General features: G+C 39.0%; 19 protein-coding genes. 9 read left to right on the top strand and 10 right to left on the bottom strand.

Features of this window, described 5'->3' with window-relative positions; all coding sequences use genetic code 11:
- Positions 1–258 precede the first annotated feature (258 nt).
- Entirely contained in the window at positions 259–564 is a 306-nt protein-coding gene (locus BM130_RS05530) for a hypothetical protein (protein ID WP_010526229.1), read from the bottom strand.
- 316 nt (positions 565–880) lie between these two features.
- On the opposite strand from BM130_RS05530, the gene BM130_RS05525 reads away from it, so the two are divergent.
- Together BM130_RS05525 and BM130_RS05520 are read left to right on the top strand one after the other, a co-directional pair.
- Entirely contained in the window at positions 881–1,678 is a 798-nt protein-coding gene (locus tag BM130_RS05525) for an O-methyltransferase (protein WP_010526230.1), read from the top strand.
- Positions 1,679–1,834: 156 nt separating this feature from the next.
- Positions 1,835–2,539, top strand: a complete 705-nt coding sequence (locus BM130_RS05520) for an ABC transporter ATP-binding protein (RefSeq protein ID WP_010526231.1) — start codon at positions 1,835–1,837, stop codon at positions 2,537–2,539.
- A 42-nt stretch (positions 2,540–2,581) separates the two neighbouring features.
- Here the strand turns inward: BM130_RS05520 and BM130_RS05515 are convergent, their stop codons facing one another.
- The 7 genes from BM130_RS05515 to BM130_RS05485 form a co-directional block, all read right to left on the bottom strand.
- Positions 2,582–4,291 (bottom strand): alanine/glycine:cation symporter family protein, encoded by a 1,710-nt coding sequence (locus BM130_RS05515; RefSeq protein WP_010526232.1) that lies wholly within the window; start codon positions 4,289–4,291, stop codon positions 2,582–2,584.
- Between the two features lie 506 nt (positions 4,292–4,797).
- Positions 4,798–6,915 carry a Tex family protein gene (locus BM130_RS05510; protein ID WP_010526233.1) on the bottom strand — a complete coding sequence of 706 codons (2,118 nt, stop codon included), beginning with the start codon at positions 6,913–6,915 and terminating at the stop codon, positions 4,798–4,800.
- A 31-nt stretch (positions 6,916–6,946) separates the two neighbouring features.
- Positions 6,947–8,191 carry a DEAD/DEAH box helicase gene (locus BM130_RS05505; protein ID WP_010526234.1) on the bottom strand — a complete coding sequence of 415 codons (1,245 nt, stop codon included), beginning with the start codon at positions 8,189–8,191 and terminating at the stop codon, positions 6,947–6,949.
- 171 nt (positions 8,192–8,362) lie between these two features.
- Complete coding sequence (locus BM130_RS05500; protein ID WP_010526235.1) at positions 8,363–9,547, bottom strand: class I SAM-dependent rRNA methyltransferase; 1,185 nt, start codon at positions 9,545–9,547, stop codon at positions 8,363–8,365.
- Positions 9,548–9,606: 59 nt separating this feature from the next.
- On the bottom strand, positions 9,607–10,194 hold the full coding sequence (locus BM130_RS05495; RefSeq protein ID WP_010526236.1) for a 3'-5' exonuclease: 588 nt from the start codon (positions 10,192–10,194) through the stop codon (positions 9,607–9,609).
- Positions 10,195–10,239: 45 nt separating this feature from the next.
- Complete coding sequence (locus BM130_RS05490; RefSeq protein WP_010526237.1) at positions 10,240–10,887, bottom strand: DUF5063 domain-containing protein; 648 nt, start codon at positions 10,885–10,887, stop codon at positions 10,240–10,242.
- A gap of 70 nt (positions 10,888–10,957) precedes the next feature.
- On the bottom strand, positions 10,958–12,865 hold the full coding sequence (locus tag BM130_RS05485) for a RecQ family ATP-dependent DNA helicase (protein WP_010526238.1): 1,908 nt from the start codon (positions 12,863–12,865) through the stop codon (positions 10,958–10,960).
- Positions 12,866–13,147: 282 nt separating this feature from the next.
- Here BM130_RS05485 and guaB point away from each other — a divergent pair, with 282 nt between their 5' ends.
- The 5 genes from guaB (at position 13,148) to BM130_RS05460 (ending at position 19,989) form a co-directional block, all read left to right on the top strand.
- Positions 13,148–14,617, top strand: a complete 1,470-nt coding sequence (guaB, locus tag BM130_RS05480) for an IMP dehydrogenase (protein WP_010526239.1) — start codon at positions 13,148–13,150, stop codon at positions 14,615–14,617.
- Between the two features lie 285 nt (positions 14,618–14,902).
- Positions 14,903–15,694, top strand: coding sequence for a hypothetical protein (locus tag BM130_RS05475; protein ID WP_010526240.1), 792 nt, complete (start codon positions 14,903–14,905; stop codon positions 15,692–15,694).
- Positions 15,695–15,717: 23 nt separating this feature from the next.
- Positions 15,718–17,085: a peptidylprolyl isomerase gene (locus BM130_RS05470; RefSeq protein ID WP_010526241.1), complete on the top strand. Its 1,368-nt coding sequence runs from the start codon at positions 15,718–15,720 to the stop codon at positions 17,083–17,085.
- Positions 17,086–17,377: 292 nt separating this feature from the next.
- Complete coding sequence (locus BM130_RS05465) at positions 17,378–18,325, top strand: carboxypeptidase-like regulatory domain-containing protein (protein WP_010526242.1); 948 nt, start codon at positions 17,378–17,380, stop codon at positions 18,323–18,325.
- Between the two features lie 50 nt (positions 18,326–18,375).
- A complete protein-coding gene (locus BM130_RS05460; protein WP_010526243.1) occupies positions 18,376–19,989 on the top strand; it encodes an OstA-like protein in 1,614 nt (537 codons plus the stop codon).
- A gap of 315 nt (positions 19,990–20,304) precedes the next feature.
- Here the strand turns inward: BM130_RS05460 and BM130_RS05455 are convergent, their stop codons facing one another.
- Together BM130_RS05455 and BM130_RS05450 are read right to left on the bottom strand one after the other, a co-directional pair.
- Positions 20,305–20,526 (bottom strand): DUF2795 domain-containing protein, encoded by a 222-nt coding sequence (locus tag BM130_RS05455; protein WP_010526244.1) that lies wholly within the window; start codon positions 20,524–20,526, stop codon positions 20,305–20,307.
- A gap of 75 nt (positions 20,527–20,601) precedes the next feature.
- Positions 20,602–21,168, bottom strand: coding sequence for a cob(I)yrinic acid a,c-diamide adenosyltransferase (locus BM130_RS05450; RefSeq protein WP_010526245.1), 567 nt, complete (start codon positions 21,166–21,168; stop codon positions 20,602–20,604).
- Between the two features lie 360 nt (positions 21,169–21,528).
- On the opposite strand from BM130_RS05450, the gene BM130_RS05445 reads away from it, so the two are divergent.
- Positions 21,529–22,269, top strand: coding sequence for an NUDIX hydrolase (locus BM130_RS05445; RefSeq protein WP_010526246.1), 741 nt, complete (start codon positions 21,529–21,531; stop codon positions 22,267–22,269).
- A 9-nt stretch (positions 22,270–22,278) separates the two neighbouring features.
- On the top strand, positions 22,279–23,901 hold the full coding sequence (locus BM130_RS05440) for an MFS transporter (protein WP_010526247.1): 1,623 nt from the start codon (positions 22,279–22,281) through the stop codon (positions 23,899–23,901).
- Positions 23,902–23,907: the final 6 nt, after the last annotated feature.

The following is a 23,907-nucleotide window of genomic DNA, read 5'->3' as shown; positions in this document are numbered from 1 at the left end:
CAATATCTTCTGTTGGTGTTGCATGAGCCGGGCCGTGGAAATAGTGGTCTGGTGTTTTATGCATAATGGACAGACAACTATTAATTAGTCGATAAAAACCGGAGAATTAGAACTAAGGACCAAAGACCAAGAACTAATGCCTAAATACTGATGATTCAATTACTTTTGGCCAATAATGAACTTTATACTATTTGAAGCAAAAAGAAGGGGTTCATCAATAAAAATTGGTGAACCCCTGATAATCTGGCAACAATAAACTTATTCGTTAGGATTTTTAATTTTATCGGCGGCATCCTGAGCTGCTTCTTTGGTTGCATCTGCTGCTTCACCAACTTTTTCTTTAACTTCTTCGGCAGCTTCTTCTACCTTATCCTTAGCTTCTTCTGCGGCTTCTTCTGCGCTATCCATAGCGTCATCGGCAGTTTCGGCAACATCTTTTGCTGCCTTTTCAACTTTTTCGGTAGTAGTTTCTACAGCTTCTTCTTCGACTTTCTTTTCTTTTCCGGATTGACCGGCACAAGCCATCAGGCCTGCTACCATTAAAAACAAAATAAATTTTTTCATAGTTTAAGAGTTTTTAGGGTTTGATTTAATAATGTGTAATTGGCAACATTTTGGAATACAATTGCTAAGGTATGAAAAAAATCTTTCGAATGCAATAAGGGAAATTAAAGAAATCGTTATGGAATTTTCAATTTATGATATAGATAATTGTAACTTTGTTTGTTTTTTTGTTAATAAAATGAGTAGTGATGACTTTTTTCGAGGTTTAGTTAATAATAGCCGGGAGTGTGTCTAATTTTGTGATTTTTGTTATTTTCAATGCCTCGATTTTAATAGTAGAGACAATAAATTTCAACCGCAAGAAAATCCAATTGATTTGAAATTAGATATTATTAAATACCGCCTTGGTTCTTATTTAAAATATTTGATGAAAGCCCGCCACCGAAAAGGGTATGGGATTCATTCTCCTTTTGCCTTTTACCTGGTTCGAGAGTTATTGGGCGAAAAGCATCCGTTTTATGCTTTTAAAAAAATAGAAGCTGTTCGGCAATCGTTGCTTAAAAACCATACTGTCATAAATAATGATACTTTGGGAGCACCCTCTGTTTCCGGACAAAAGCAGCGCAGTGTCAGGAAGTTGGTATCTTCGGGCAGTTTGCCCGCCAAATATGGAGTTTTCCTTTTCAGATTAATCAATTATTTTGAGGCGAAAAACATATTGGAGCTTGGTACCGGTACCGGCTTGAGTACCCTTTGGCTGGCATTGCCTGATTCGAGGTCGAGGGTGATAACCATTGAAGGTTGTAAAGAGTTATGTGACTTTTCCAGGCAGGTCTTTGAAATGGTGGATGTGAACAACGTAGAAGTAATTAATGGTTCATTTGTTAATATACTCCCGGCCCTGGTTGAAGAAATAGACTCCCTGGATTTTGTGTTTTTTGATGGAGATCATCGCAAGGAGTCGGTTCTTAAATATTTTGAGTGGTGTTTAAAAAAAGCACATAATAATTCGATTTTTGTTTTTGATGACATTCATTGGAGTCCGGATATGGAGGCGGCATGGAAAACCATTTTACAGCATCCGAAAATTACCGTTTCGTTTGATCTTTACCGCATTGGAATAATTTTTTTCCGGAAGGAATGTACCCGTCAGCATTACATTGTACGCTATTAAGGCCAAAAGGAAAGAGCCAATGGTATTGGTTTGAAAGATTAGAAAACACCCTGATTTTAAACCAATGCAGTCAATAGTCATCTAAAGAACAACAGATTTTATTTTGCCCGATAGCGCATTCAATAAACAGATGTTACAAAAAATAATTATAAAGCAATGGATGATACGGTAATATTGATAGAAGAGCTGCATAAGCATTACCACTTAGGGAACCAGGTGGTCAAAGCTTTAAATGGAGTATCACTTACCATAAAAAAAGGAGAATATGTTGCTATAATGGGCCCCTCGGGATCGGGCAAGTCAACACTAATGAATCTTATAGGCGCTTTGGATACACCTTCATCCGGCCGTTACATCTTGAATGGGAACGATGTTAGTCATATGTCGGATGACAAACTGGCGGAGATACGCAACAGAGAGATAGGCTTTGTTTTTCAGACGTTTAATTTATTGCAAAGATATTCGGCCCTGGAAAATGTGGTTTTGCCATTGGTTTATGGAGGTGTGCCTCGAGAAGAAAGGTATAGGCGGGGGAAAGAAGCTTTGGTAAATGTTGGGTTGGAGGATCGGATGTTGCATAAACCCAATGAATTGTCTGGTGGTCAAAGGCAGCGGGTTGCCGTGGCGCGTGCATTGGTAAATAATCCCTCATTAATATTGGCGGATGAGCCTACCGGTAATTTGGATACCAAAACATCCATAGATATTATGCGTTTGTTTGATCAGATTCATGCCGCCGGAAATACCATAGTTTTGGTTACCCACGAGGAAGATATTGCCCAGTATGCCGAGCGAATCGTCAGACTGCGAGACGGCCGGATAGAAAGTGATGTTATGAACGAGGCACGCATCCAGGCCTGAAACATTTTTATCCTATTCAACTGACTTGTTGGTAGAGCGGTGCTATCGTTTAGGCGCTTTTTCGTCAGGGAACCTTTTTCGGTATTCATCCCAGAATTTGCCGATTTCTGCCTTTACTTCTCGGTGGAGACACAGTAAGCCAATTAGGTTGGGGATAGTCATGAGGGCTATTGTGATACCGGAAAAGATCCATATAATGGTGGTATCTGTAAAGGAGGCCAAAAAGAATCCAATAATATAAATAAGTTTATACCAAATAACACCTTTTATTCCAAACAGGAAAGTAACGGCTCTTCCCCCATAATACGACCAGGCAATAGAAGTGGAAAAAGCAAAGAGGAGTAATCCCAACGAGACAATATATTGCCCATATTTTCCCAGCCAGCTTTTCGAAAAAGCTAGCGCCGTTAACGGTGCACTATGTATAAGTGATTTTCCCTGAAGAATAACTTTGTCAGGATTAACGAGCTTCCCATCTTTGATTTTTAAATTTCCCGAAAAGCGGGAATGATCATGTGTTTTTATCAGTACATCCTCGGCAACCGACCGAGCATGAATTACGGTAATGTTTTCTGGCAATAGTCCGTTCTCGACACGTAATGTTCCGGAGTATAAAGGCAATAGAGCTTCTCTTTTGATATGTGCTGATAAAAGTTCCTGATCCTTTTTTTCATTATAGTATCCGGCCAGAATTTCAGTGTCTGTCATTTGAAACTGTGTTTCATGTTTTTCTTTCCAGACGCCTGATGATAATATGGTGAGGCCCGTAATCATACAAATTATTACGGTGTCGATAAAAGGTTCGAGCAGCGCCACCAAACCTTCTGATACGGGTTCGTGAGCTCTGGCTGCAGCATGGGCTATGGGTGCCGATCCTTGTCCCGCTTCGTTGGAAAAAAGCCCTCTGTTGACACCGCGGTTAAAGGCAAAGGCCATGGTGGCGCCTAAAAATCCACCGGTAGCAGCACTGCCATTAAACAAACTCGAGGCGATGGCTTTGAGTGAGGGAATAATATTTTCGTAATTGTAAATGATGACCAGCAAGGCGCCTATAAGGTATATCACCGCCATAATAGGGACCAATTTTTCGGTTACCCTGGCAATACGTTTTATGCCTCCAATGATGATGAAAGCCAAAAAAATACTTAATATGATTCCGGTAAATATATGTGGAATCTGAAAGGATTGAAACAATGAGTTTGCAATGCTATTAACCTGAGGAAGATTACCTGTTCCGAAGGATGAAAAAATTGTGGCTATTGCAAATATTACAGCTAAAATGCTTCCAGTTTTAATGGATTTTCCGGAAGGCAGGGTGATGTTTAATCGCTTCTTCATGAAATACATAGGTCCACCACTGATGGATCCATCCGAAGCTTTTTCCCTGTATTTATGTGAAAGCGTTACCTCAACAAATTTTGTGGTCATGCCTATTAAGGCTGTTATTAACATCCAAAAAAGGGCGGCAGGACCACCCAGGTGTAAAGCCAGTGCTACGCCTGCAATGTTTCCGGTACCTACTGTTCCTGACAAGGCGGTGGTTAGTGCCTGAAAGTGGCTGGTATCTCCTTCATCGCCTTCTCTGTCAAACTTTCCTCGAACAATTTTTAGCGCATATTTAAAATAGCGGATTTGAGGGAAATATAGATATAGTGTAAAAAAGATGCCTGTTCCCAAAAGAAGGTAAACAAACCATGAAGACCCGCCGATTAACTTGTCCAATGTCGTGAGGAACTCGGTTACTTTCTGCATAATATATGTATCTGTTGATGTTTAGATACAAATATAAAAAATGATGTTTGCAACCGGTATTAATTGGAAAGTAAAAGGCGAAAATAAATGATAAATTGCAAGTTTTTATTTGAGTTATCTTATATTTAAAAGGTTTGTATTTCCGTGGGTATATGTCATTTCAGAGAGGTGGAAAACTTTAAAAACCAATGAATTAATGTGAGTTCTGTGAATTAACTGTTGGAAAATAAGTTAGTTGAGAAATAGGTTGATCCTATATCTCAACTAAATAAAGAAAAATTCATTGAAAGATTAAATTTTCATCCGTATAAAATTTACTTACTTCATTGATATATTTGTTTTTAAAAGTAGTCATTAGTAGTTAGTGGTTAGTAATTAGTAATTAGTTAATCAACGCTAATCACTAATGACTGTTGACTAATGACTAATCACTTCTTCTGCCTTCTGCCTGTGCACTTCTGCCTTTGTTATACATGTTCTTATTGTGGAAAACCTTCTTGCCATGCTCATTTCATTGACAATTGAATTCTTTTTCTGGCAATATCCACATCCAGAACTTTAACTTCCACATGCTGGTGCAGTTTAACCACGTCTGCAGGGTTAGAAATATAACGGTCGGCCATTTGAGAGATATGTACCAGACCATCCTGTTTAACGCCAATATCCACAAAAGCTCCAAAATTAGTGATGTTGGTAACAATGCCGGGGACCACCATTCCGGGTTTCAGGTCTTCTATAGAAAAGATATTTTTTGCAAATTCAAAAACTTTGATGGTTTGCCGGGGATCACGGCCCGGTTTTTCGAGCTCCTCCATGATATCCTTAAGGGTTGGAAGGCCAATAGAGGAAGAGATATATTTTTTAAGGTCGATACTTTCTCTAAGCTTTTTCTCTTTAATAAGATCGTCGACAGAACAGTTCAAGTCGCAGGCCATCCGGGTTACAATAGCGTAGGATTCGGGGTGAACCGCAGTATTGTCCAGCGGATTTTGTGCATCAGTGATGCGCAGGAAGCCGGCAGCCTGTTCAAATGCTTTGTTCCCCAGTCGAGGCACTTTTTTTAATTCTTCTCTGCTTTTGAAAGGGCCGTTTTCATTTCGCCAGGCCACAATGTTTCTGGCAAGAGAGGGTCCCAAACCTGAAATGTAGGTAAGCAGGTGGTGGCTGGCAGTATTTAGGTTAACTCCAACCATATTAACGACCGATTCCACAACGCGGTCGAGGGCTTCTTTAAGCCTGGTTTGGTCAACATCATGCTGATACTGACCTACTCCAATGGATTTGGGATCAATTTTAACCAGTTCGGCCAGGGGGTCCATCAGTCGCCGTCCTATAGAAACGGCACCGCGAACGGTAACGTCATACTCGGGGAACTCTTCGCGAGCCACTTTACTGGCACTGTATACCGAAGCTCCGTCTTCGCTGACTACAAAGACTTGAATATCACGGTTAAATTTTATCTTTCTGACAAAAGCTTCTGTTTCCCGCGAGGCTGTTCCGTTGCCGATAGCAATGGCTTCAATTTTGTAGGCATCGACCATTGACGACAATTTTTTTATGGCTTTCCCGGTCTCCTTTTGCGGGGGATGCGGGTAGATAGTTTCGTTATGAAGTAACTGCCCTTGAGCGTCCAGACAAACAACCTTGCACCCTGTACGATAGCCGGGGTCGATGGCAAGCACCCGTTTTTGTCCCAACGGGGGTGCCAAAAGCAATTGCCTGAGGTTCTCAGCAAATACTTTGATGGCTTCCTCGTCGGCTTTTTCTTTAAAGGTGGCCAGCGTCTCGTTTTCAAGAGAAGGCGCCAGTAATCGTTTGTATGCGTCCTCTAATGCTAAAGATACTTGTTCTGAGGCGGCCGCTGTTCCTTTGACGAAATGGCGTTTAAGTAGCGGAATTACTTCTTCAGGGTCAGGATGGGCCGATATTTTAAGAAATCCTTCTTTTTCGCCCCGCATCATTGCCAAAAACCGGTGTGAAGGACATTTTTTCAGGGGTTCGCTCCATTCAAAATAGTCGCGATATTTGGCACCATCTTCTTCTTTGTCTTTAACAAGCTTTGAAGCTATAACCGATTTGTGATAAAAGGCCTTGCGAACGATTTCCCTGGCCGTTTTGTCTTCGTTAATCCATTCGGCAATAATATCTCTTGCGCCTTGAAGGGCAGCTTCAGTGTCAGGGATTTGGTCGCTAAGGAAATTTTCAGCCAAAGCATCCACATCTTTCTCGTACTGTTTAAACAGCTTTTGGGCTAATGGTTCCAATCCCAGTTCTTTGGCTTTGGATGCCCGTGTTTTGCGTTTAGGCTTGAACGGAAGATAAAGGTCTTCCAGTTCGACAGGGTCGTAACAGTTATCGATGCGTTGTTTTAGTTCCTCGGTAAGAGCATCTTGTTCCTCAATAGCTTTTAGAACGGTGGCTTTTCGTTTTTCTAACTCTTTAAATTTTTCGTAGTTTTCTTTAATGGTAGTAATGGCAACTTCATCGAGGCTTCCGGTTCGTTCTTTTCGGTATCGACTGATGAAGGGGATGGTAGCCCCGCCATCCAGGAGTTCTATGGTGTTTTGTATTTGAGAAACAGATATGCCGGTTTTTTCAGCAATCAGATTGGGAATGGTTTGCATGATAAAGACGAATTTTAAGTATCAATACAAATTACTTTTTACGGTTTTTTTTATGATGACTGTTAGCGTCTTTGAAATGATGTTTTTTTCTGAAAGATTTTTGCCATTTTTTCTTGTTCTGTTTTTTTGAAGGGTTATAGGCGGGACCCTCACCCAATTCCGGCGGAGGTGGTATTTTTATAATGGAAGCATCAATAAGTTTTTCTATTTTGAGAAAATCTTGTTGGTCTTTGTCGGAAATAAAAGTCAGGGCAATACCGGTTGAAGATGCTCTGGCGGTACGTCCCACACGGTGGACATAATCTTCAGCATCGTTGGGAACATCGAAGTTAATGACCAGGTCGATGCCTTCCACATCAATGCCTCGGGCAATAATATTGGTAGCAACAAGGATTTGGATATTTCGGTTGCGGAATTGCCGCATCACTTCAGTTCGTTCTTTTTGGTCCAGGTCAGAATGTATGGCCCGGGCATTAAACCCGTTTTTCTTCAGGGAATGCTGAATATCTTTAACCTTTTGTTTGGTAGAAGAAAAGATGATGATGCTTTTGAGATCTTTTCCTTTTAGCAAAGCGTTAATAAGCGGTATTTTTTGATTTTCAAAGACGACATAGGCTGCCTGCAAAATGCCTTCGGCCGGCTTGGATAAAGAAATATTGACTTCTTCGTAATCGGACAAAAGTTCTCGCGCCAGATTTCTGATTTTAGGGGGCATGGTTGCCGAAAACATCAATGTTTGCCGCCTGGCAGGAAGGAATGATGCAATTTGCTTAATGTCATCATAAAATCCCATATCGAGCATACGGTCGGCTTCATCCAGGATTAGATGTTTTAAAGAGTCCATTTTGACGTATCCCATAGAAAGGTGCTGGATGAGTCGTCCCGGTGTGGCGATGATAACATTAGCGCCCGAGATAAGCGCTTTTTTTTGTCGGTTCCATAGTTCGGCGTCATTACCACCATACACGGCAATGGAAGTGATGGGCAGATAATAACCAAAACCTTCCATTTGCTGGTCAATTTGTATTGCGAGTTCGCGGGTGGGCACCAGGACAAGAGTGCTAAGGCCTTGGTGTTGAGAAACAACCTGTTGGTTGAGTACCGGTAACAGGTAAGCGGCCGTTTTTCCGGTGCCGGTTTGAGCGCAGGCAATAAGGTCTTTCCCTTTCATTATCACGGGAATGGTCGATTGCTGCACAGGGGTGGCCTCAATAAATCGCATGGCTTCAAGTCCTTCCAGAACTTCTGCCGAAAAACCGAATTCAGTAAATTTCAAAATATTGTTGGTTTTGAGAATGTTATTTTTAGAACTTTAATGGTAATATTAACCTGGACAAAAATGGAAAAAAGATTTATCAAGCATCTTCAATGGTATTTCAGCTTCTTTTATATTGAGCTGCATTTAGTCCCGGTTACGGTTGAATTATTTCATTTATTAATTAACCAATTATTCAACAAAAAGGACCAGCCCTTTAAGATATTCACTTTCGGGGTGATAAATATTGATGGGATGGTCGGCCGGTTGTTCCAGCTGATGTAAAATTCTAACATTACGTCCTGTTTTGGCTGCGGCCGAGAAAACCGTTTTTCGGAAGGCATCCCGGCTAACCACCTGAGAACAGGAAAAAGTAAATATGATGCCCCCGGGTTTAATATTTTCAATAGCCCTGGCATTTAATTTTCTATATCCTTGAAGGGCATTTGGCACCACATTAAGGTGTTTGGCAAAAGCGGGTGGATCAAGAACCATAAGGTCGTATTTGTTTTTGCTTTTGTCAAGAAATTTAAAAGCATCTTCGGCAAAAGCCTGATGTCGGGTATCATCAGGGAAATTCATAGAAATGTTCTGTTTGGTGATCTCAATTGCCCGTTCGGAACTATCGACCGAATGAACCAAAGATGCCTCGCCACGCATGGCATAGAGTGAAAATCCACCTGTGTAACAGAAAAGATTGAGAACACTCTTGTTTTTGCTATACTTTTCCAGCAGAGCTCTGTTTTCTCGCTGGTCGATGAAAAAACCTGTTTTTTGTCCTTTTTCAAAATCAACCCAAAAGCGAAGACCGTTCTCTTGGGCCGTATGATCTTCTGTTTTGCCTTTCAAAAAACCATTATGAGGTTCTATCTGTGATTTGAAGGGAATGGTTCCTTCTGATTTATTATAGATGGCCTTAATCCGATTCCCCAGAACATTTTCCAGAGCTTCGCATATGACATCTTTCATTAAGTAGATGCCTACCGTATGAATTTGCAGTACAGCAGTCTCATTATAGATGTCAATGATCAGTCCGGGCATGTTGTCACCTTCGGCATAAACCAGCCGCCAGGCATTAGTGTGGGGATTATCGGTTAATCCTGCATTTTGACGAATGGCCAATGCCTGTTGAATCTTATGTGTCCAGAATGTGAGGTCCGGAACAACTTTAGAGAAGGCAAGCATTCGCACGGCAATGGATCCGACTTGAGAGTAGCCAATCCCCAAAAATTTTTTTCTAGAGGTATAAACTTCTACTACTTCCCCTTCGTCGATGTTGCGGCTTAGAGCGTCAATTGCACCGGAAAATATCCAGGGGTGAAAGCGCAGGAGACTTTGTTCTTTCCCCGGTTTCAGATAAACTTTTGCAAATTCCATGAAAAAAATGGGAGTTAAGATCCTGTAATAAAGCTATTTATAAATTCAGTTTAAACGATTTATTGAGTTACAGGTTTCATGTTTTTAATTTTGTTGTATATTTTGAGGGCAGCCCAGGCATCGGTGGCGGCATACAATTTTTGTCCTTCTGAGAGGGCATCTGCCTCCCAATTGGACAGTCGCTGCCGTTTAGAAATACGAATTCCTAAAAGAAGTCCTGCAAGACTTTTAAGGCTTAATACTTCAATCCCATACTTGGGTGCCAGTTCCTGAATGTCGACAAACCCCTTGGGCGTAAATTTTTTAAGACGCTGAAGGCCTCTCAAATCATCACGAATGCCTACGCCAATCTTTTTTATTTTGGGGTTTGAAAGCAAACGTGTCAATTCACCGTTAAAGCCGGTAATGTTGAGTCGAAAGAGGAAAGCTTCCTCTTCGGTACTTAATTGGAGTAAAGAAATATTGTTGGAAACACCTTTTTTAAATGATGGTTTCGTTTCGGTGTCGAAACCTATAATTTTTTCTTTCTGAAGTTTTTCTGCTATGGCATCCGCCTGCAAAGGGTTTTCGATCACATTAATAACCCCTTCGAAGTGTTTTAATGGTAGTTCTTTTATGTCGTTTTTTGTAATGGTATTATTAGGCATTCAATAATTTTAAATTTTAAAAATCAGATTAAAAGATAGGATGTTTTATATGTTGTCAATGTTGCTGTTATGGTCTTTTTGCCATTCTTTTTGCATTTTAGAGATTAGCCAGTCTTCTTTATTTCTTTTGTCTTCGCTAAAATCTACATCGTCATTTTCTTCGTCGATGTTTTCTTTGTTAAAAGCTACTTCATGAAGGGCCCTTAACACATTAACAAGTCTTTGCCCCCAATAATTTTCGAAGCTATTGACTAATTCGATAAGTGCCTCATTCATAATTTCAGTAACAGCAGTTCTATAGCTCATCAAAAAGTCTTTGATGTCCTGATAGATGTCAGCCAAATTTTCCGAGATAGTTGAAGTAAGCGGTTCTTCACTGAGTTGCATATCGGCAGTGAAGACTTCCAGATAATCATTATAAGGCCCCATTTTAACCAGGATGGCATTTTGAATTTGCTGGTATTCTTCTTCCGAAACAAATTTTTCGAGGAAATTATCTTCCAGCATGCTCTCGGTTTTGGGAAGAACCGATGCTTTCAAATATAAAAGCGGTAACATTTTGCGGCCGATATCAATAAATTGGCGACGCCGGTATTGGGGCGTCTTTTCCAGCCATGCGCAAAATTCCTTTGCTACCGTAACAAATTCTATGACATTTTTCGAATATACCGGATGATCAAAATCTGTTTCCATATCAAATGCAAAAGTAGTGATAAATATTGATTCTGTAGAGATTAATATAAATTAGATTACAAAAACCATACTACTTTAACCATTCAAGCTCGCCGGATTCAGTTTCTCCAATTAATCCATGATCTTCAAGCCAATTTAGAACTTGCCATATTTGTGTGTCATTAAATGGTAAGGACTGGATGAGTTCATCAGCATGCATCGTTTGTTTTTTAAGTAATTTTTCTATTGCAGTCTCAATCGTTTGAAAAGAGGTCTCATCTAATCCTCTCTTTTTTCTGGAGAGGCAAACATCGCAAATGCCACAATTATCTGAATTGCCTTGGCCAAAATAATTGAGGAGAAATCTGCTACGACAAATATAGTCAGTTGAACCATATTCAATCACTGCCTCGGTTTGTTCCTGGTATTTTAATTTTCGTTCTTCATAGACTTCTTTTGGAAGTCGGATATATCTGGTCTCTTCTCTTGATTGGGTATAGGCAATAAGGGGTGTTTTACGTCTTGGAATGTAATGTATAATACCCAGTTTGCTGAGCTTTGCCAAGGCTTTATAAATGGTTTCGGTGGTAACGCCCATTTTTTGTGCTAAGTCTGCTTCATTTATGGGGGCATATTCGGTAAATAACCCGGTATAGTTTCGTAATAGAATTTTGATGAATGGGTCGAGATCTTCATTTTCTACCTGAAATTTGTAGAGATCATTCCCTTGAACCAAAAATATTACTTTTGAAGGAATGTCCAGTTCTTCGGAAAACGTAAGATAGCCGGCTCTTTGAAGAATTTTCAGAGAATTGTAAACCGTAAGGATGTTGAAATTAAAAGCCGAGCAAAATTTTCCAATATCAAAATCATAAACCATTTGAAAGCCGGCACCCACCGGTAATTGAAAAAAATTGCCTAAAGCATCGTACACGCGTTTAATGGTTTCGGGTTCCGGGAAGGCAGTACTGACCTGCTTGCGAAGCTGAACGCGGTCATGGTCGCTCCACAAAAGAACGGCATAAGCTTTCTGTCCATCACGTCCGGCTCTTCCGGCTTCCTGAAAGTAAGCTTCCAGAGAGTCGGGGGCATCTATATGAACCACTAGGCGAACATCTGGCTTATCGATGCCCATGCCAAAAGCGTTAGTGGCTACCATAACACGAGTAAGGTTGTTTTTCCACTTGCGTTGCTTTTCATCTTTAGAAGCATTGGTAAGCCCTGCATGAAAATAGTCGGCTGTGATGCTGTTCTGTTGCAGAAAAGCGGCATACTCTCTGGTTTTTTTGCGACTGCGGACATAGACCACGGCACTTCCGCCAACGGATTGAAGGATTTTTAGAAGTTGTTCCTTTTTATTTTCTGTAGCTCTGACCACATAAGCCAGGTTAGGACGGGCAAAACTTTTCTTGAAGACATTTTTTTCTTTGAAGCGTAACTGCTTCATTATGTCCTCTACAACCTGTGGGGTTGCTGTTGCCGTCAGTGCCAATACCGGCACTTCAGGAATGAGTTCCCTGACTGCTGCTATTTTTAAATAGGAAGGTCGGAAATCATAGCCCCATTGAGAAATGCAATGTGCTTCATCAACCGCCAGTAGGTTGATAGACAATTCAGGTAGTTTTTCTAAAAAAAAGTCGGTACTTAACCTTTCGGGAGATACATATAAAAATTTAGTACCCCCAAATATGGCATTATCGAAGGTAACCTTTATTTCATTATAAGTAAGTCCAGAGTGGATGGCTGCCGCTTTTATCCCGATTTTTTTGAGGTTTTCCACCTGGTCCTTCATAAGCGCAATAAGGGGTGTTACCACCAAACACAGCCCTTCTTTTGCCATTGCCGGAACCTGAAATGTTATGGATTTGCCGCCACCAGTAGGCATAAGGGCTAGGGTGTCTTTGCCTTCGCCTACAGATCGAATAATGTCTTCCTGCAAAGGACGAAACTGATCAAAACCCCAGTATTTTTTCAGAATTTCCAAATAGTGGTTTGACATATGACAAAATTAGTATTTATGGTTTTAAATTGTCTTCTTTTGAGTAAACTTCTTTGGTGCACGATAATATTAAGAAAGTTATTATGCATAAATATGTGTGGCAGAAAAATTTAGACTTGTTTTGGGGTTGCTTTTTCGAAAAATAAAAAATAACGTTGTGTGATAAAGCTGCGTGATGGAAAAAAAATAAATCTTGCTTAAAGAAAAAAGGAGTCAGCTGGATAAAAAAAGAGAAATGCTTACCTTTGCCAAAATTTTTATACACCTAAAAAACATCAGCCCATGTCATTTCTTAAAGACAGAATTGTATCAGATGGTTTGACTTTTGATGATGTCCTTCTAATTCCTGCTTATTCGGAAGTGTTGCCGCGCGAAGTTGACCTAACGACTCGTTTTTCTCGTAATATTCGGTTGAATACCCCGATAGTTTCGGCTGCCATGGATACGGTTACCGAAGCACAAATGGCTATTGCCATCGCCCGGGAAGGTGGTATCGGTGTGATTCATAAAAATATGTCGATAGAAGAGCAAGCCAAACAAGTAGAGATAGTTAAACGAGCCGAAAACGGAATGATTTATGACCCTATAACTATCAAGCGTGATAAGACTGTAGGTGATGCGTTGGCACTCATGAGCGAATATAAGATAGGTGGCATCCCTGTAGTGGATGAGGAAGGGTATTTGGTCGGAATAGTAACCAACCGGGATTTACGTTTTGAAATGAACTATAACCGGTCGATAGAAGAGGTAATGACCTCAGAGAATTTGGTCACCACCAATCAAACTACCGACCTTGAAAATGCAGTGGAAATCCTGCAACGGCATAAAATAGAAAAATTGCCGGTGGTTGATAAGGATAATAAATTAATAGGATTAGTTACTTATAAAGATATTACCAAAGCAAAAGATAAACCTTTTGCTTGCAAAGACTCAAAAGGTAGGTTGAGAGTAGCCGCAGGGGTCGGCGTTACTTCTGACACTTTTGAGCGTATTGATGCTTTGGTGGCGGCCAATGTGGACGCTGTGGTTATTGACACGGCACATGGGCATTCCAAGGGTGTTTTAGAAACTTTAAAGGAAATTAAACGACGTTATCCTGATTTGGAAGTGGTAGTAGGTAATATTGCTACTGCCGAAGCAGCTATCGATCTGGTTAAAAATGGAGCTGATGGAGTTAAAGTTGGAATAGGGCCGGGGTCTATTTGTACTACCCGGGTTATTGCCGGTGTTGGTGTGCCACAACTTTCTGCAATTTATGAGGTACATAAAGCCTTAAAAGGAACCGATGTTCCACTCATTGCTGATGGTGGATTAAGATACAGTGGAGATATAGTAAAAGCTTTGGCAGCTGGTGCCCATTCAGTTATGGCCGGTTCGCTTTTTGCCGGGGTGGAAGAATCACCCGGAGAAACAATTATTTATAACGGTAGGAAATTTAAATCATACCGCGGAATGGGATCTATAGAAGCGATGCAGAAAGGGTCAAAAGACAGATATTTCCAGGATGTTGAAGATGACATAAAAAAATTGGTTCCTGAGGGCATTTCGGCACGTGTGCCATATAAAGGGACATTATATGAGGTGATTTATCAGTTGATAGGTGGTTTACGGGCCGGAATGGGGTATTGTGGTGCCAAAAACATTGAGCATTTACATGATGCCAGATTTACACGAATTACTAATGCCGGTGTGGCCGAAAGTCATCCGCATGATGTTACTATTACCAGAGAGGCACCAAATTATTCCCGATAAACATGAATCGAGAGATATATGAAATTACCCGGGACGATAACATCGTTACCCGGGTAATTTTTTTTGAAATCTTTAAGGCAAGGTTCTTCGGATGGTTTGTTACAGAGCAAACAAACTATTACTTTTGTATGAATTGAATTCTTTTCACATTTGCCATGAGAAATTGAACTTAATTAACCGTTGCTGTATGACCATTAAAATTAAGTGTCAATAATGAGAAAATGTTGTTTTTTTCCAATATATTTCTTTTTAGTCTGGGGGGTGTTAGTAGTGTCCTGCAAGACTATGGAAGAACAAAAAAATGATGTTCGACCAATAGTAAGAGTCGGAGATGAGGTTTTAACTACCGATGACTTAAAGAAAGTGTTACCTTCAGATATAACATCAGAAGATAGTGCGGCAATGGCCGATGACTATGTAAACCGATGGGTAAAAAATAAACTTTTCTTACGGCAAGCAGAGGCGTTTCTTTCTGATGAAGAAAAAGATGTTAGTCAGTTACTGGATGAATATCGGACATCCCTTTTGGTGAATGTCTATCAACAAAAAATGTTGGAAAAGAAGTATTCGCCATTGTTGAAGAATGAGGAAATTGAAAAATATTATAATGAAATGCAGGATAATTTTAAACTGCAGGAAAATATTGTTCGTGGATTGATATTAAAAGTACCTTTGGATGCTCCCGATATTCAGGATGTAAGGCGCTGGTGTCGGTCAATTAATTCCGAAAATATGATGAAGTTAGAAAACTATGGTATGCATTATTCCAAAATGTATTATGCTTTTTGGGATAAATGGACACCATTTCGGCGAATAAATGCTATCTTACCGGTGCCTATCCGTAATGAGGAACGGTTTTTGCAATATAACCGATTTTTTGAAAGAACCGATGAAAATTTCAGATATCTTTTAGTTATTACAGACTATATGATCATGGGCAGTACCGCCCCTTTAAGTTATGTGGAAGATCGTATTAAAGCGATACTGCTAAATAAAAAAAGGGTTGAATTTTTCAAGGAATTGGAAAAAGAATTATATGAAGAGGCACTTCAGAAAAAAATCTTAAACTTCTATTAACAAAAAATGATAAGCCAGGATTTATGAACGCAATAGTGTCAAACAAACTTTTTAAGCTTCTAATTGCTATTCTGATAGTATGGCAACCCCATTTGTCTGTTGGGCAAAATAATATTATTGATGAAGTTATTGCCGTAATAGGTGATGAGCCTGTTCTAAAATCGGATATAGAATTTCAATATCAACAGGCTCTCATGGAAGGCGTGGAATATCCGGGAGACCTGAAATGTTACCTCCTTGAGCAGATGATGGTTCAAAATTTACTGCTCGAACAAGCCAAAATTGACAGTATTGAAGTGAGCGAAAATCAGGTTATTATGATGGTTGATCGCCAAATTAATAATTTTATTAACAGGGCGGGTTCCAAGGAGAAATTAGAGGAATGGCTTAATAAATCGATACTTCAAATTAAGGAGGAGCAGCGTGATTTGGTTCGAAAACAAATGTTGACTCAGCAAATGAGGCAAAAAATTACCGAAAATGTGAATGTTACTCCTTCTGAAATTAGAAGGTTTTTCCGGGAAACACCCAAGGATAGCTTACCTCAAATGCCGGCCCAGTATGAATACCAAATTATAACGGTCACCCCTAGAATTAGCCAGGAAGAGATTGAACGGGTGAAAGCCAGATTGCGTGATTTCCAGCGACAAGTTAGGGAAGGTCGAGATTTTGCCACCCTGGCTGTGCTGTATTCTGAAGATCCCAATAGTGCGGCACGGGGGGGGGAAATAGGATTGACTCCCAGAGCCAGTTTAGTTCCGGAATTTGCTCAGGTAGCATTTAATTTGAGAGATAAAAATAAAGTCTCAAAAATTGTTCAAACAGAATTTGGCTTTCACATTATGCAACTTATTGAACGTCAGGATGACCGTGTCAATGTTCGGCATATCCTGTTAAAACCCAAACCATCAGATAAAGCTATCCAGGAAGCAAAGAATCTTGCTGATTCTTTAGTGTCTTTAATTCGTAAAGACAGCCTGTCCTTTGAGGAAGCAGCATTGCGCTTTTCTTCTGACAAGGATTCCCGAGCCAATGGAGGATTCGTGATCAATTCACGTACGCAATCAACCAAATTTGAACTAAGGGAGATACAGCCGGATGTGGCTAAAAGGTTGGAACAGCTGGAGGAAGGGGAAATATCAGAACCTTTTACCATGAAGGATCAACGATTGGGAAACGATTTATTTGCCATTGTGAAATTGACCCGTAAAATACCACCTCATACTGCCAATATAGTTGATGATTATCAAACTATAAAAAGTTTACTTGAAAATAAAAAAAGTGAGGAAACGTTTAGAAATTGGATAAAAAAGAAACAACGGGAAACTTATATATCTATTTCAGAGGAATGGCGAGATTGTAATTTCGAATTTGATGGATGGATAAAATAGGTCAATTGGCATCGGTTTTATGATAATCTAGGTGAAATGTATCGAGTGGCCGGAGAGGGTTGATTTGTCAAGGCTTGTAAAATAATTAGGTTGCGTAAGTGGTATTTTGCCTGTATTTTAGATAAAATTAAAACCAATGTTGCTATCGGCGTGTTTAAGTTAAGCGGTTTATCATGGAATGAGTAAAACGCTATTTGAGACAAATTGCCCAATTATGTGATTTAGAATTGATAGCTGGCTATATGATAAAATTGTTTTAGCCTTTATCAAAAGGTAAAAACGAAAAAAAGAAATGTTACCGGTTTTGCGGATGGATAGAAGCGTGTTAAAAATCACAATTTTTTGTGTTGGCCTTTTCCTATTATTGGCAGGATGTGCCAAGGAGGTTTATAATGTTGAATGGAAAGGTGTTGTAGCCGATGGGTATAATGGTCGTCCTGTTGCACATGCCCGAATTTTTGCGTCAGCATCGTACCAGGAAAATATTGATCAGACGAGCCAGATCAATCAATACACGTTGAGTGATGAATACGGGCGTTTTAAGCTTGTTTTTCCGCGGGCTTTTGGTTTAACGCTTAAGGTTACAGCACCGGGATATCTTAGTGGTGTCCAATATAAACTGGTAAAGCATTCATCGTTGGAAGATACAATTTATGTATCACCACTTCCTTTCAATGCCAGTTTGATAGTTAGGAAGATGGATTTTTCTGTTTTTTCATCTGATATCCCTTTTGTGAGGGAGGTTCAAATTTATGATGGTACCAAAAAAAATAACGGAAGGAAAAATTCCAGAAGATGGGGATTTGATTTTCTTTCAGGAAGAAATACATTAAATCTTGATAGTGCTGACATTTGGGTTGAAATCAATGAACAAAGTGGAAAGATCATGCTCTATGCATCGCCTGAAGGAGGCATCTTTCCGGTCTTGGATAGCAGTGCCAATGATTTTTTGCTAGGTTATACACAGGCACCCGAAAAAGGATATCAAAAAAGTTATATTTTAAAGGGTGATGAAGCAGGATTTTTTGTTTTATGTCGTAATGGAGTCAATGTGGCAAAAATGATTCCTGAAGATAAAATTTGTGTATTATCCTACACTACCTCTGATGGGAAAAAGGTAGAGGAAAAAGGGATTCGGTTTAATTATTTGTTCCAGCCGGACTTAAAAAATCGGTTGTCATTTCCGGTATCAGCTTCTGTTCTAAATATAGCTGAAGTGCCGGATTCGATTTCGAATTAAGATAGTTATAGAATAGGGATTTTACTGTTTTGAGATATCTTTAATAAAATATGTCCAAATACTTTTCTGCCATTTGGCTCTTAGGATTCAGAAATAACTTAATAAAGTTTGTGGTATTCTCCTTCGTTGCAGGAAATTTTTTCTTAATACAGGCTCAGCAAAACAATAAAGAGAAAAGGATATTGATAGAATATGCAGATAAGATGGAAGGTGCTGAGCAGCGTTTGGGGAAAAATACTTTTGCTTTAATAGGCAATGTCAAATTACGTCATTTGAATACCCGGATGTTTTGTGATAGTGCCTTTTTAAACCGTGATTCAAACCGGGTGATGGCTTTTGGTTCCATTCACATAATCCAGAATGATACAATTCATCTTTATGGTGATAAACTTGATTATGATGGGAATGAAGAATTGGCAAAAGTCAGGGAAAACGTCAGACTGGTCAATAAAAATGTTGTGTTAACAACGCATTTTCTGGATTATGACCGCAAAAACGATGTTGCCTATTATTTCAATGGTGGAAAGATTGTTGATGAACGGAATGAACTTACCAGTCAATTAGGCTTTTATTATCCCAGGACGGGTGAGGTCAACTTTAAGGACAGTGTGGTTTTGATTAACCCGGATTATAAAATGTACAGTGATACTTTAAAATATTTTACTAAAACAGAGGTGGTAGGAATTGTGGGACCAACAGAAATTTTTAGTGATAAAAATAAAATTTATTCAGAATTGGGGTTTTATGATACTCGTAATGATAAAGCGCGCTTATTGCGAAAAAATTATATCGATGGTGGTGAGCAAAAATTAAAGGGTGATACTATAATATATGATCGTCAAAAAGGTTTTGTAGAGGTGTTTTCCAATATGGCTCTGGAAGATACTACAAATAATGTAATTATAACCGGAAATTATGGTTATTACAATGAAATTACAGAAGAAGCATTTGCCACCAAACGTGCAGTACTGAAACAGGTTTATGGAAATGATACGCTGTTTTTACATGCAGATACCCTTCGAGCCGATCCCGTGCCTGATGATATCGACAATAAAATTCTCAGAGCCTTTCATCATGTAAAATTTTTTAGATTCGATTTACAAGGAAGGTGTGATTCTATGGTTTATAATTATAAGGACAGCATCAATACTTTTTATCATGAACCGGTGATTTGGGCTCAAGGAAATCAAATGACTGCTAATGAAATAAAGTTATATGTCCGGAATAAAGCTTTGCATAAAGCCGAATTGATTGAAAATGCATTTTTAATTGCCCCTGAAGATAGTACCCATTTTAACCAGATTAAAGGGAAAATTATGATTGGGTATTTTAAAGATAATGAACTTTATAAGATTGATGTGGACGGCAATGGTCAAACGGTTTATTATCCTAAGGATAGAGAATATGTTATAGGCGTTAATAGGGCAGAAAGTAGTAGTCTCTCCATATTTTTAAAAAATAGAAAGGTTGAAAGTATTGTTCTTCGAGGAAATCCCGATGGAAATATGAATCCCCCGTTTGTTTTGGATCTGGAGCAAACACGATTGGACGGTTTCTTATGGCTTGAGAAGTATCGACCGAAAAAGTATGAGGATATTTTTTATTTTAGGGAAATTGAAGAAGAAGTTCAGCGCACTGATTTTAGTGATTATCATTTTAATTAGGTTAAATGATTTGTTGCTTCATGCAATCAGAGTGTTGTCCATGTCTGATGGATGCTGAAGTTTTTGGGGATAGTGATTTGTGTTAAATCTAATTTTTGTTTGTGGTTTTCTTTCTGATGTTGCTTTATTTTATGATTGAATTTAGTAAGGGAAAGGCAAAGTATCTTGGTTGTCCATAATTTGTGTAAGCTTTTTGGTCATTAAGTTATATGGAATATAAATATTAATAAAAGAGGCCGTCAAAGTATTATTGACAGCCTCTTTTATTAGTTGCTTATTCTCTCTTTTAGAGTTTGTTATTGATCCCGGAAAGGATCAATATTCATCTTCGTTAAAGAAAAAGTCATCCTTACTTGGATAATCAGGCCAAATGTCCTCAATGCTTTCATAAACTTCCCCTTCATCTTCAATCTCCTGAAGGTTTTCAATTACCTCCAATGGCGCCCCTGAACGAATCGCAAAGTCAATTAACTCTTCTTTTGTTGCAGGCCAGGGCGCATCTTCCAACTTTGATGCTAATTCAAGAGTCCAATACATAGCAATAACAATTTAACTCTTAATAATATTTTGTTTTTATAGTTTTGCTGTTTTTTGCGAAATTAAAAAAAAAAACTAATCATCCAACTTTGGATGCCATCTAATTTCTTCGTTATCGTGACACTTGGCTAAATAACGGGATAATACGAAAAAATAGTCGGATAAACGGTTAAGATATTGGATTATCCAGGGTGCAACATCTGATTCTTCAGCCATTTGAACCACTCTGCGTTCTGCTCTTCTACAAACCGTACGAGCAACATGACATTGTGCCACAGCAGGGTGCCCTCCTGGTAAAATAAAACTGGTTAATGGGGGTAGAGATTGGTCAATCGAATCGATTTCATTTTCCAAAAAATTTATTTCTGCTTCTCCCTGTTTTATTTTAGAACGTAAATCCGATACGGTATCGTCGGTTGCTAAATAAGCCCCTATGTCAAATAGTTCTTGCTGTATTCTTTCAAGATTAGAATTTGTTGACTCATCATTTGAAAAAGCCCTGATAAGGCCTATTTGTGCATTAAGTTCATCAATGGTTCCGTATGCCTCCAACCGGTAATGATGTTTGGGAACCATTGTTCCGCCAATCAACACTGTTTTACCTCTGTCACCTGTTTTGGTGTATATTCGACTCTTTTTCATGGATATTTATTGCTAATGTTTTTGCAAAGATATAACTATTGAGGGCAAAAGAAAGTTCAGGAAAATTTATTTCCCTTATTAAGGGAAGAGTGTAGTTGTTGTGAATAGTTTTTAGTGTGATTACGACAATAAATAATAATTAATAAAAAAAAAAATTTTTTCATTCTTGTTTTTTATAGTATTCGTTATTAAATTAGCGCAAAAATAAAAAGTGTTTAAACGACACTTATGATTTATTGAGAACCTAAATTAAAACGATGTGTTATGGACGATGTTAAATAAACCAGTAAGCTTTATCTGAAGCAGAAATTAAATTTTTTGATGTGTGATTTGCAATTATATAGAATAAAATAAGTGTCAATGAGTGAGTGGAAATTAAATAATTATATTTCAGTTGATTGTGTTGTATTTGGGTTTGACTTTGAGCAGTTGAAAGTTCTTTTGGTTGATAGGGTCCTAAAAGATGAAAAAACCGGTAATGAGTTGTTCTCTGATTTGACGTTGACAGGGAATCATATCTATGAGCATGAGAGTTTGGAGGATGCTGCCGCCAGAATCTTATTTGATTTAACCGGATTGGAAAATATCTATTTAAAACAATTTGCTGCTTTTTGTGATCCTGATCGTTTAAAGCGGCCTAATGATCAGGCCTGGTTAAGAGCAAGTGGACGTGATCCCAATAGTCGGATAATTTCGGTAGGCTATTATTCTCTTTTGGCTACTAAAAATGTGACATTAAAATGGAAAGGGAGAAATGTAAAATGGTATCCGGTATCAGAAATTAAAGATTTGGCATTTGATCACTATAACATTCTTCAGTCGGCATTAGTGGCATTACGGCGTGAGCTGCTTTATGAACCTATTGGTTTTGAGTTGTTACCGGAAAAATTTACGCTTTCTCAATTGCAAAAAGTGTATGAGGTGATTTTAGGAGTGAATTTGGATAAAAGAAACTTCAGGAAAAAAGTGGCCAGGATGAAATATCTCATACCATTGGATGAAAAACAAAAGGGAGTAGCTCATAAGCCTGCCAGACTATACATGTTTAGTCGTGAGGTTTATGAAAAAACCAGAAAAGAAGTTTTGGATTTTAATATTTAATCGTCCGGAATGTCTGCTGAATATAAACATAAATTAAGTGTCAGAGAGAAAGTTGGATACGCTCTTGGCGATGCTGCAGCCAATATAGCATGGCGAGGAGTGGCCACATTTCTGCTTGTCTTTTATACCGATGTTTTTGGGCTCACTCCTGCAACAGTGGGGATATTGATGTTAATTGCCCGATCCAGTGATGGAGTAAGTGATGTGCTTATGGGTATAATTGGCGACAGAACCAATACCCGGTATGGAAAATTCCGTCCTTGGATTTTGTGGACAGCGATTCCTCTGGCGGTGATGCTTTCGTTACTTTTTACTACCCCCAATTTAAGCTATAATGGAAAAGTAATTTATGCTTATGTAACCTATATACTTTTTACCCTGGTTTATACCGCCAACAATATTCCATATGGGGCATTAATGGCGGTAATGACCAATGATGACAAAGAGCGGACCAGTATCGGTTCGTATCGAATGGTGGGAGCTTTTGCCGGAGGAATGCTGGTTCAGGGGGCACTTCTCTTTTTAGTGGCGCACTTTGGGGATATTAACCCTGATATTAAAGTGGTTCAAATTGAGCCTGAAAAATATGAGGTTACCGTATCTTCACCTCATAGCGTAGAGAATGTTAATATTAAAACTAAGGCAGGAATAGCCACATTTATGTGGGCAGATGAATTTTTAGCCGTTGATAATATTCCAACTCAGGGAAAGAGCTTTTCAATGGAAGCTAATCGCCCTTATTCATTTTTGGTTGAAGGAGAGCCGGATCTCCATGTGTCGAAAATAATTATTGTTGATCAGAAAAATGGATATTCGAAAGCCATTTATTTGATGTCTGTAATTTTGGCCATTTCTTTGATTATTACCTTTTTTTCTACCAAAGAAAGGGTTTTTCCTCCAAAATCTCAGCAAACAAATTTATTGCTCGATTTAAAGGATCTTGTTTCGAACCGACCGTGGCTGGTGTTATTAATAATTGGGTTGTTGTTTAATATTTATAATTCTATAAAACAGGGAATCACTGTAATCTATTTTACACATTATTTGCATAATCAGCTACTTGCCGGATCTTATATGGTAGGGTTAATGCTTGCGTCTGTTTTAGGGGCGATGATAACTTCTCCTCTTGGCCGAAGGATGGGGAAGCGGCGTCTGTTTATATATGCCTTGGTGTTTTCAGGAGGTGTAAATGCGTTGCTGGTTTTTTGCGGACCTCAAGATATTGTGCCAATTTTTGTTATAGGGATAGCGTCTGAATTGGGTGCTGCCATTTTTCCCACACTGTTTTTTGCCATGCTGGGTGATGCTGCTGATTATTCCGAATATAAGAATGGCCGGCGAGCTACGGGATTGGTCTATTCGGCAGGATCCTTTTCAACGAAATTTGGGGGAGGTTTGGCAGGCGCCATCATCGGGGTTGTTTTGTCAGCATTTAATTATAACGGTCAGGATGCCGTTGCCATTCAATCGGCAGTTCCCGGTATTGTAATGCTTATGAGTTGGATTCCAGCCTTGATAGCTCTAATTGGTGCAGGACTTATGATGCTATATCCTCTTGATCAGGAAAAAATGGATGCGGTAACAGCTCAATTGAATTTAAGACGACAACAAGAAGCTAATGGGAATGGATAAATTGTT

The organism is Thermophagus xiamenensis, assembly GCF_900112795.1.
Lineage (GTDB): Bacteria > Bacteroidota > Bacteroidia > Bacteroidales > Marinilabiliaceae > Thermophagus > Thermophagus xiamenensis.
Note: the sequence above shows the minus strand (reverse complement) of the source record. Positions and strands in the feature narration are given on the sequence as shown.

What these genes read in the sequence shown, in the direction of transcription:
- BM130_RS05485 (WP_010526238.1), bottom strand. Translation starts at nt 12,865, where the DNA reads ATGTCAAACCACTATTTGGAAATTCTGAAAAAATACTGGGGTTTTGAT.
- guaB (WP_010526239.1), top strand. Translation starts at nt 13,148, where the DNA reads ATGTCATTTCTTAAAGACAGAATTGTATCAGATGGTTTGACTTTTGAT.
- BM130_RS05490 (WP_010526237.1), bottom strand. Translation starts at nt 10,887, where the DNA reads ATGGAAACAGATTTTGATCATCCGGTATATTCGAAAAATGTCATAGAA.
- BM130_RS05460 (WP_010526243.1), top strand. Translation starts at nt 18,376, where the DNA reads ATGTCCAAATACTTTTCTGCCATTTGGCTCTTAGGATTCAGAAATAAC.
- BM130_RS05440 (WP_010526247.1), top strand. Translation starts at nt 22,279, where the DNA reads ATGTCTGCTGAATATAAACATAAATTAAGTGTCAGAGAGAAAGTTGGA.
- BM130_RS05495 (WP_010526236.1), bottom strand. Translation starts at nt 10,194, where the DNA reads ATGCCTAATAATACCATTACAAAAAACGACATAAAAGAACTACCATTA.
- BM130_RS05470 (WP_010526241.1), top strand. Translation starts at nt 15,718, where the DNA reads ATGAACGCAATAGTGTCAAACAAACTTTTTAAGCTTCTAATTGCTATT.
- BM130_RS05515 (WP_010526232.1), bottom strand. Translation starts at nt 4,291, where the DNA reads ATGCAGAAAGTAACCGAGTTCCTCACGACATTGGACAAGTTAATCGGC.
- BM130_RS05445 (WP_010526246.1), top strand. Translation starts at nt 21,529, where the DNA reads ATGAGTGAGTGGAAATTAAATAATTATATTTCAGTTGATTGTGTTGTA.
- BM130_RS05530 (WP_010526229.1), bottom strand. Translation starts at nt 564, where the DNA reads ATGAAAAAATTTATTTTGTTTTTAATGGTAGCAGGCCTGATGGCTTGT.
- BM130_RS05520 (WP_010526231.1), top strand. Translation starts at nt 1,835, where the DNA reads ATGGATGATACGGTAATATTGATAGAAGAGCTGCATAAGCATTACCAC.
- BM130_RS05500 (WP_010526235.1), bottom strand. Translation starts at nt 9,547, where the DNA reads ATGGAATTTGCAAAAGTTTATCTGAAACCGGGGAAAGAACAAAGTCTC.
- BM130_RS05510 (WP_010526233.1), bottom strand. Translation starts at nt 6,915, where the DNA reads ATGCAAACCATTCCCAATCTGATTGCTGAAAAAACCGGCATATCTGTT.
- BM130_RS05475 (WP_010526240.1), top strand. Translation starts at nt 14,903, where the DNA reads ATGGAAGAACAAAAAAATGATGTTCGACCAATAGTAAGAGTCGGAGAT.
- BM130_RS05465 (WP_010526242.1), top strand. Translation starts at nt 17,378, where the DNA reads ATGTTACCGGTTTTGCGGATGGATAGAAGCGTGTTAAAAATCACAATT.
- BM130_RS05455 (WP_010526244.1), bottom strand. Translation starts at nt 20,526, where the DNA reads ATGTATTGGACTCTTGAATTAGCATCAAAGTTGGAAGATGCGCCCTGG.
- BM130_RS05450 (WP_010526245.1), bottom strand. Translation starts at nt 21,168, where the DNA reads ATGAAAAAGAGTCGAATATACACCAAAACAGGTGACAGAGGTAAAACA.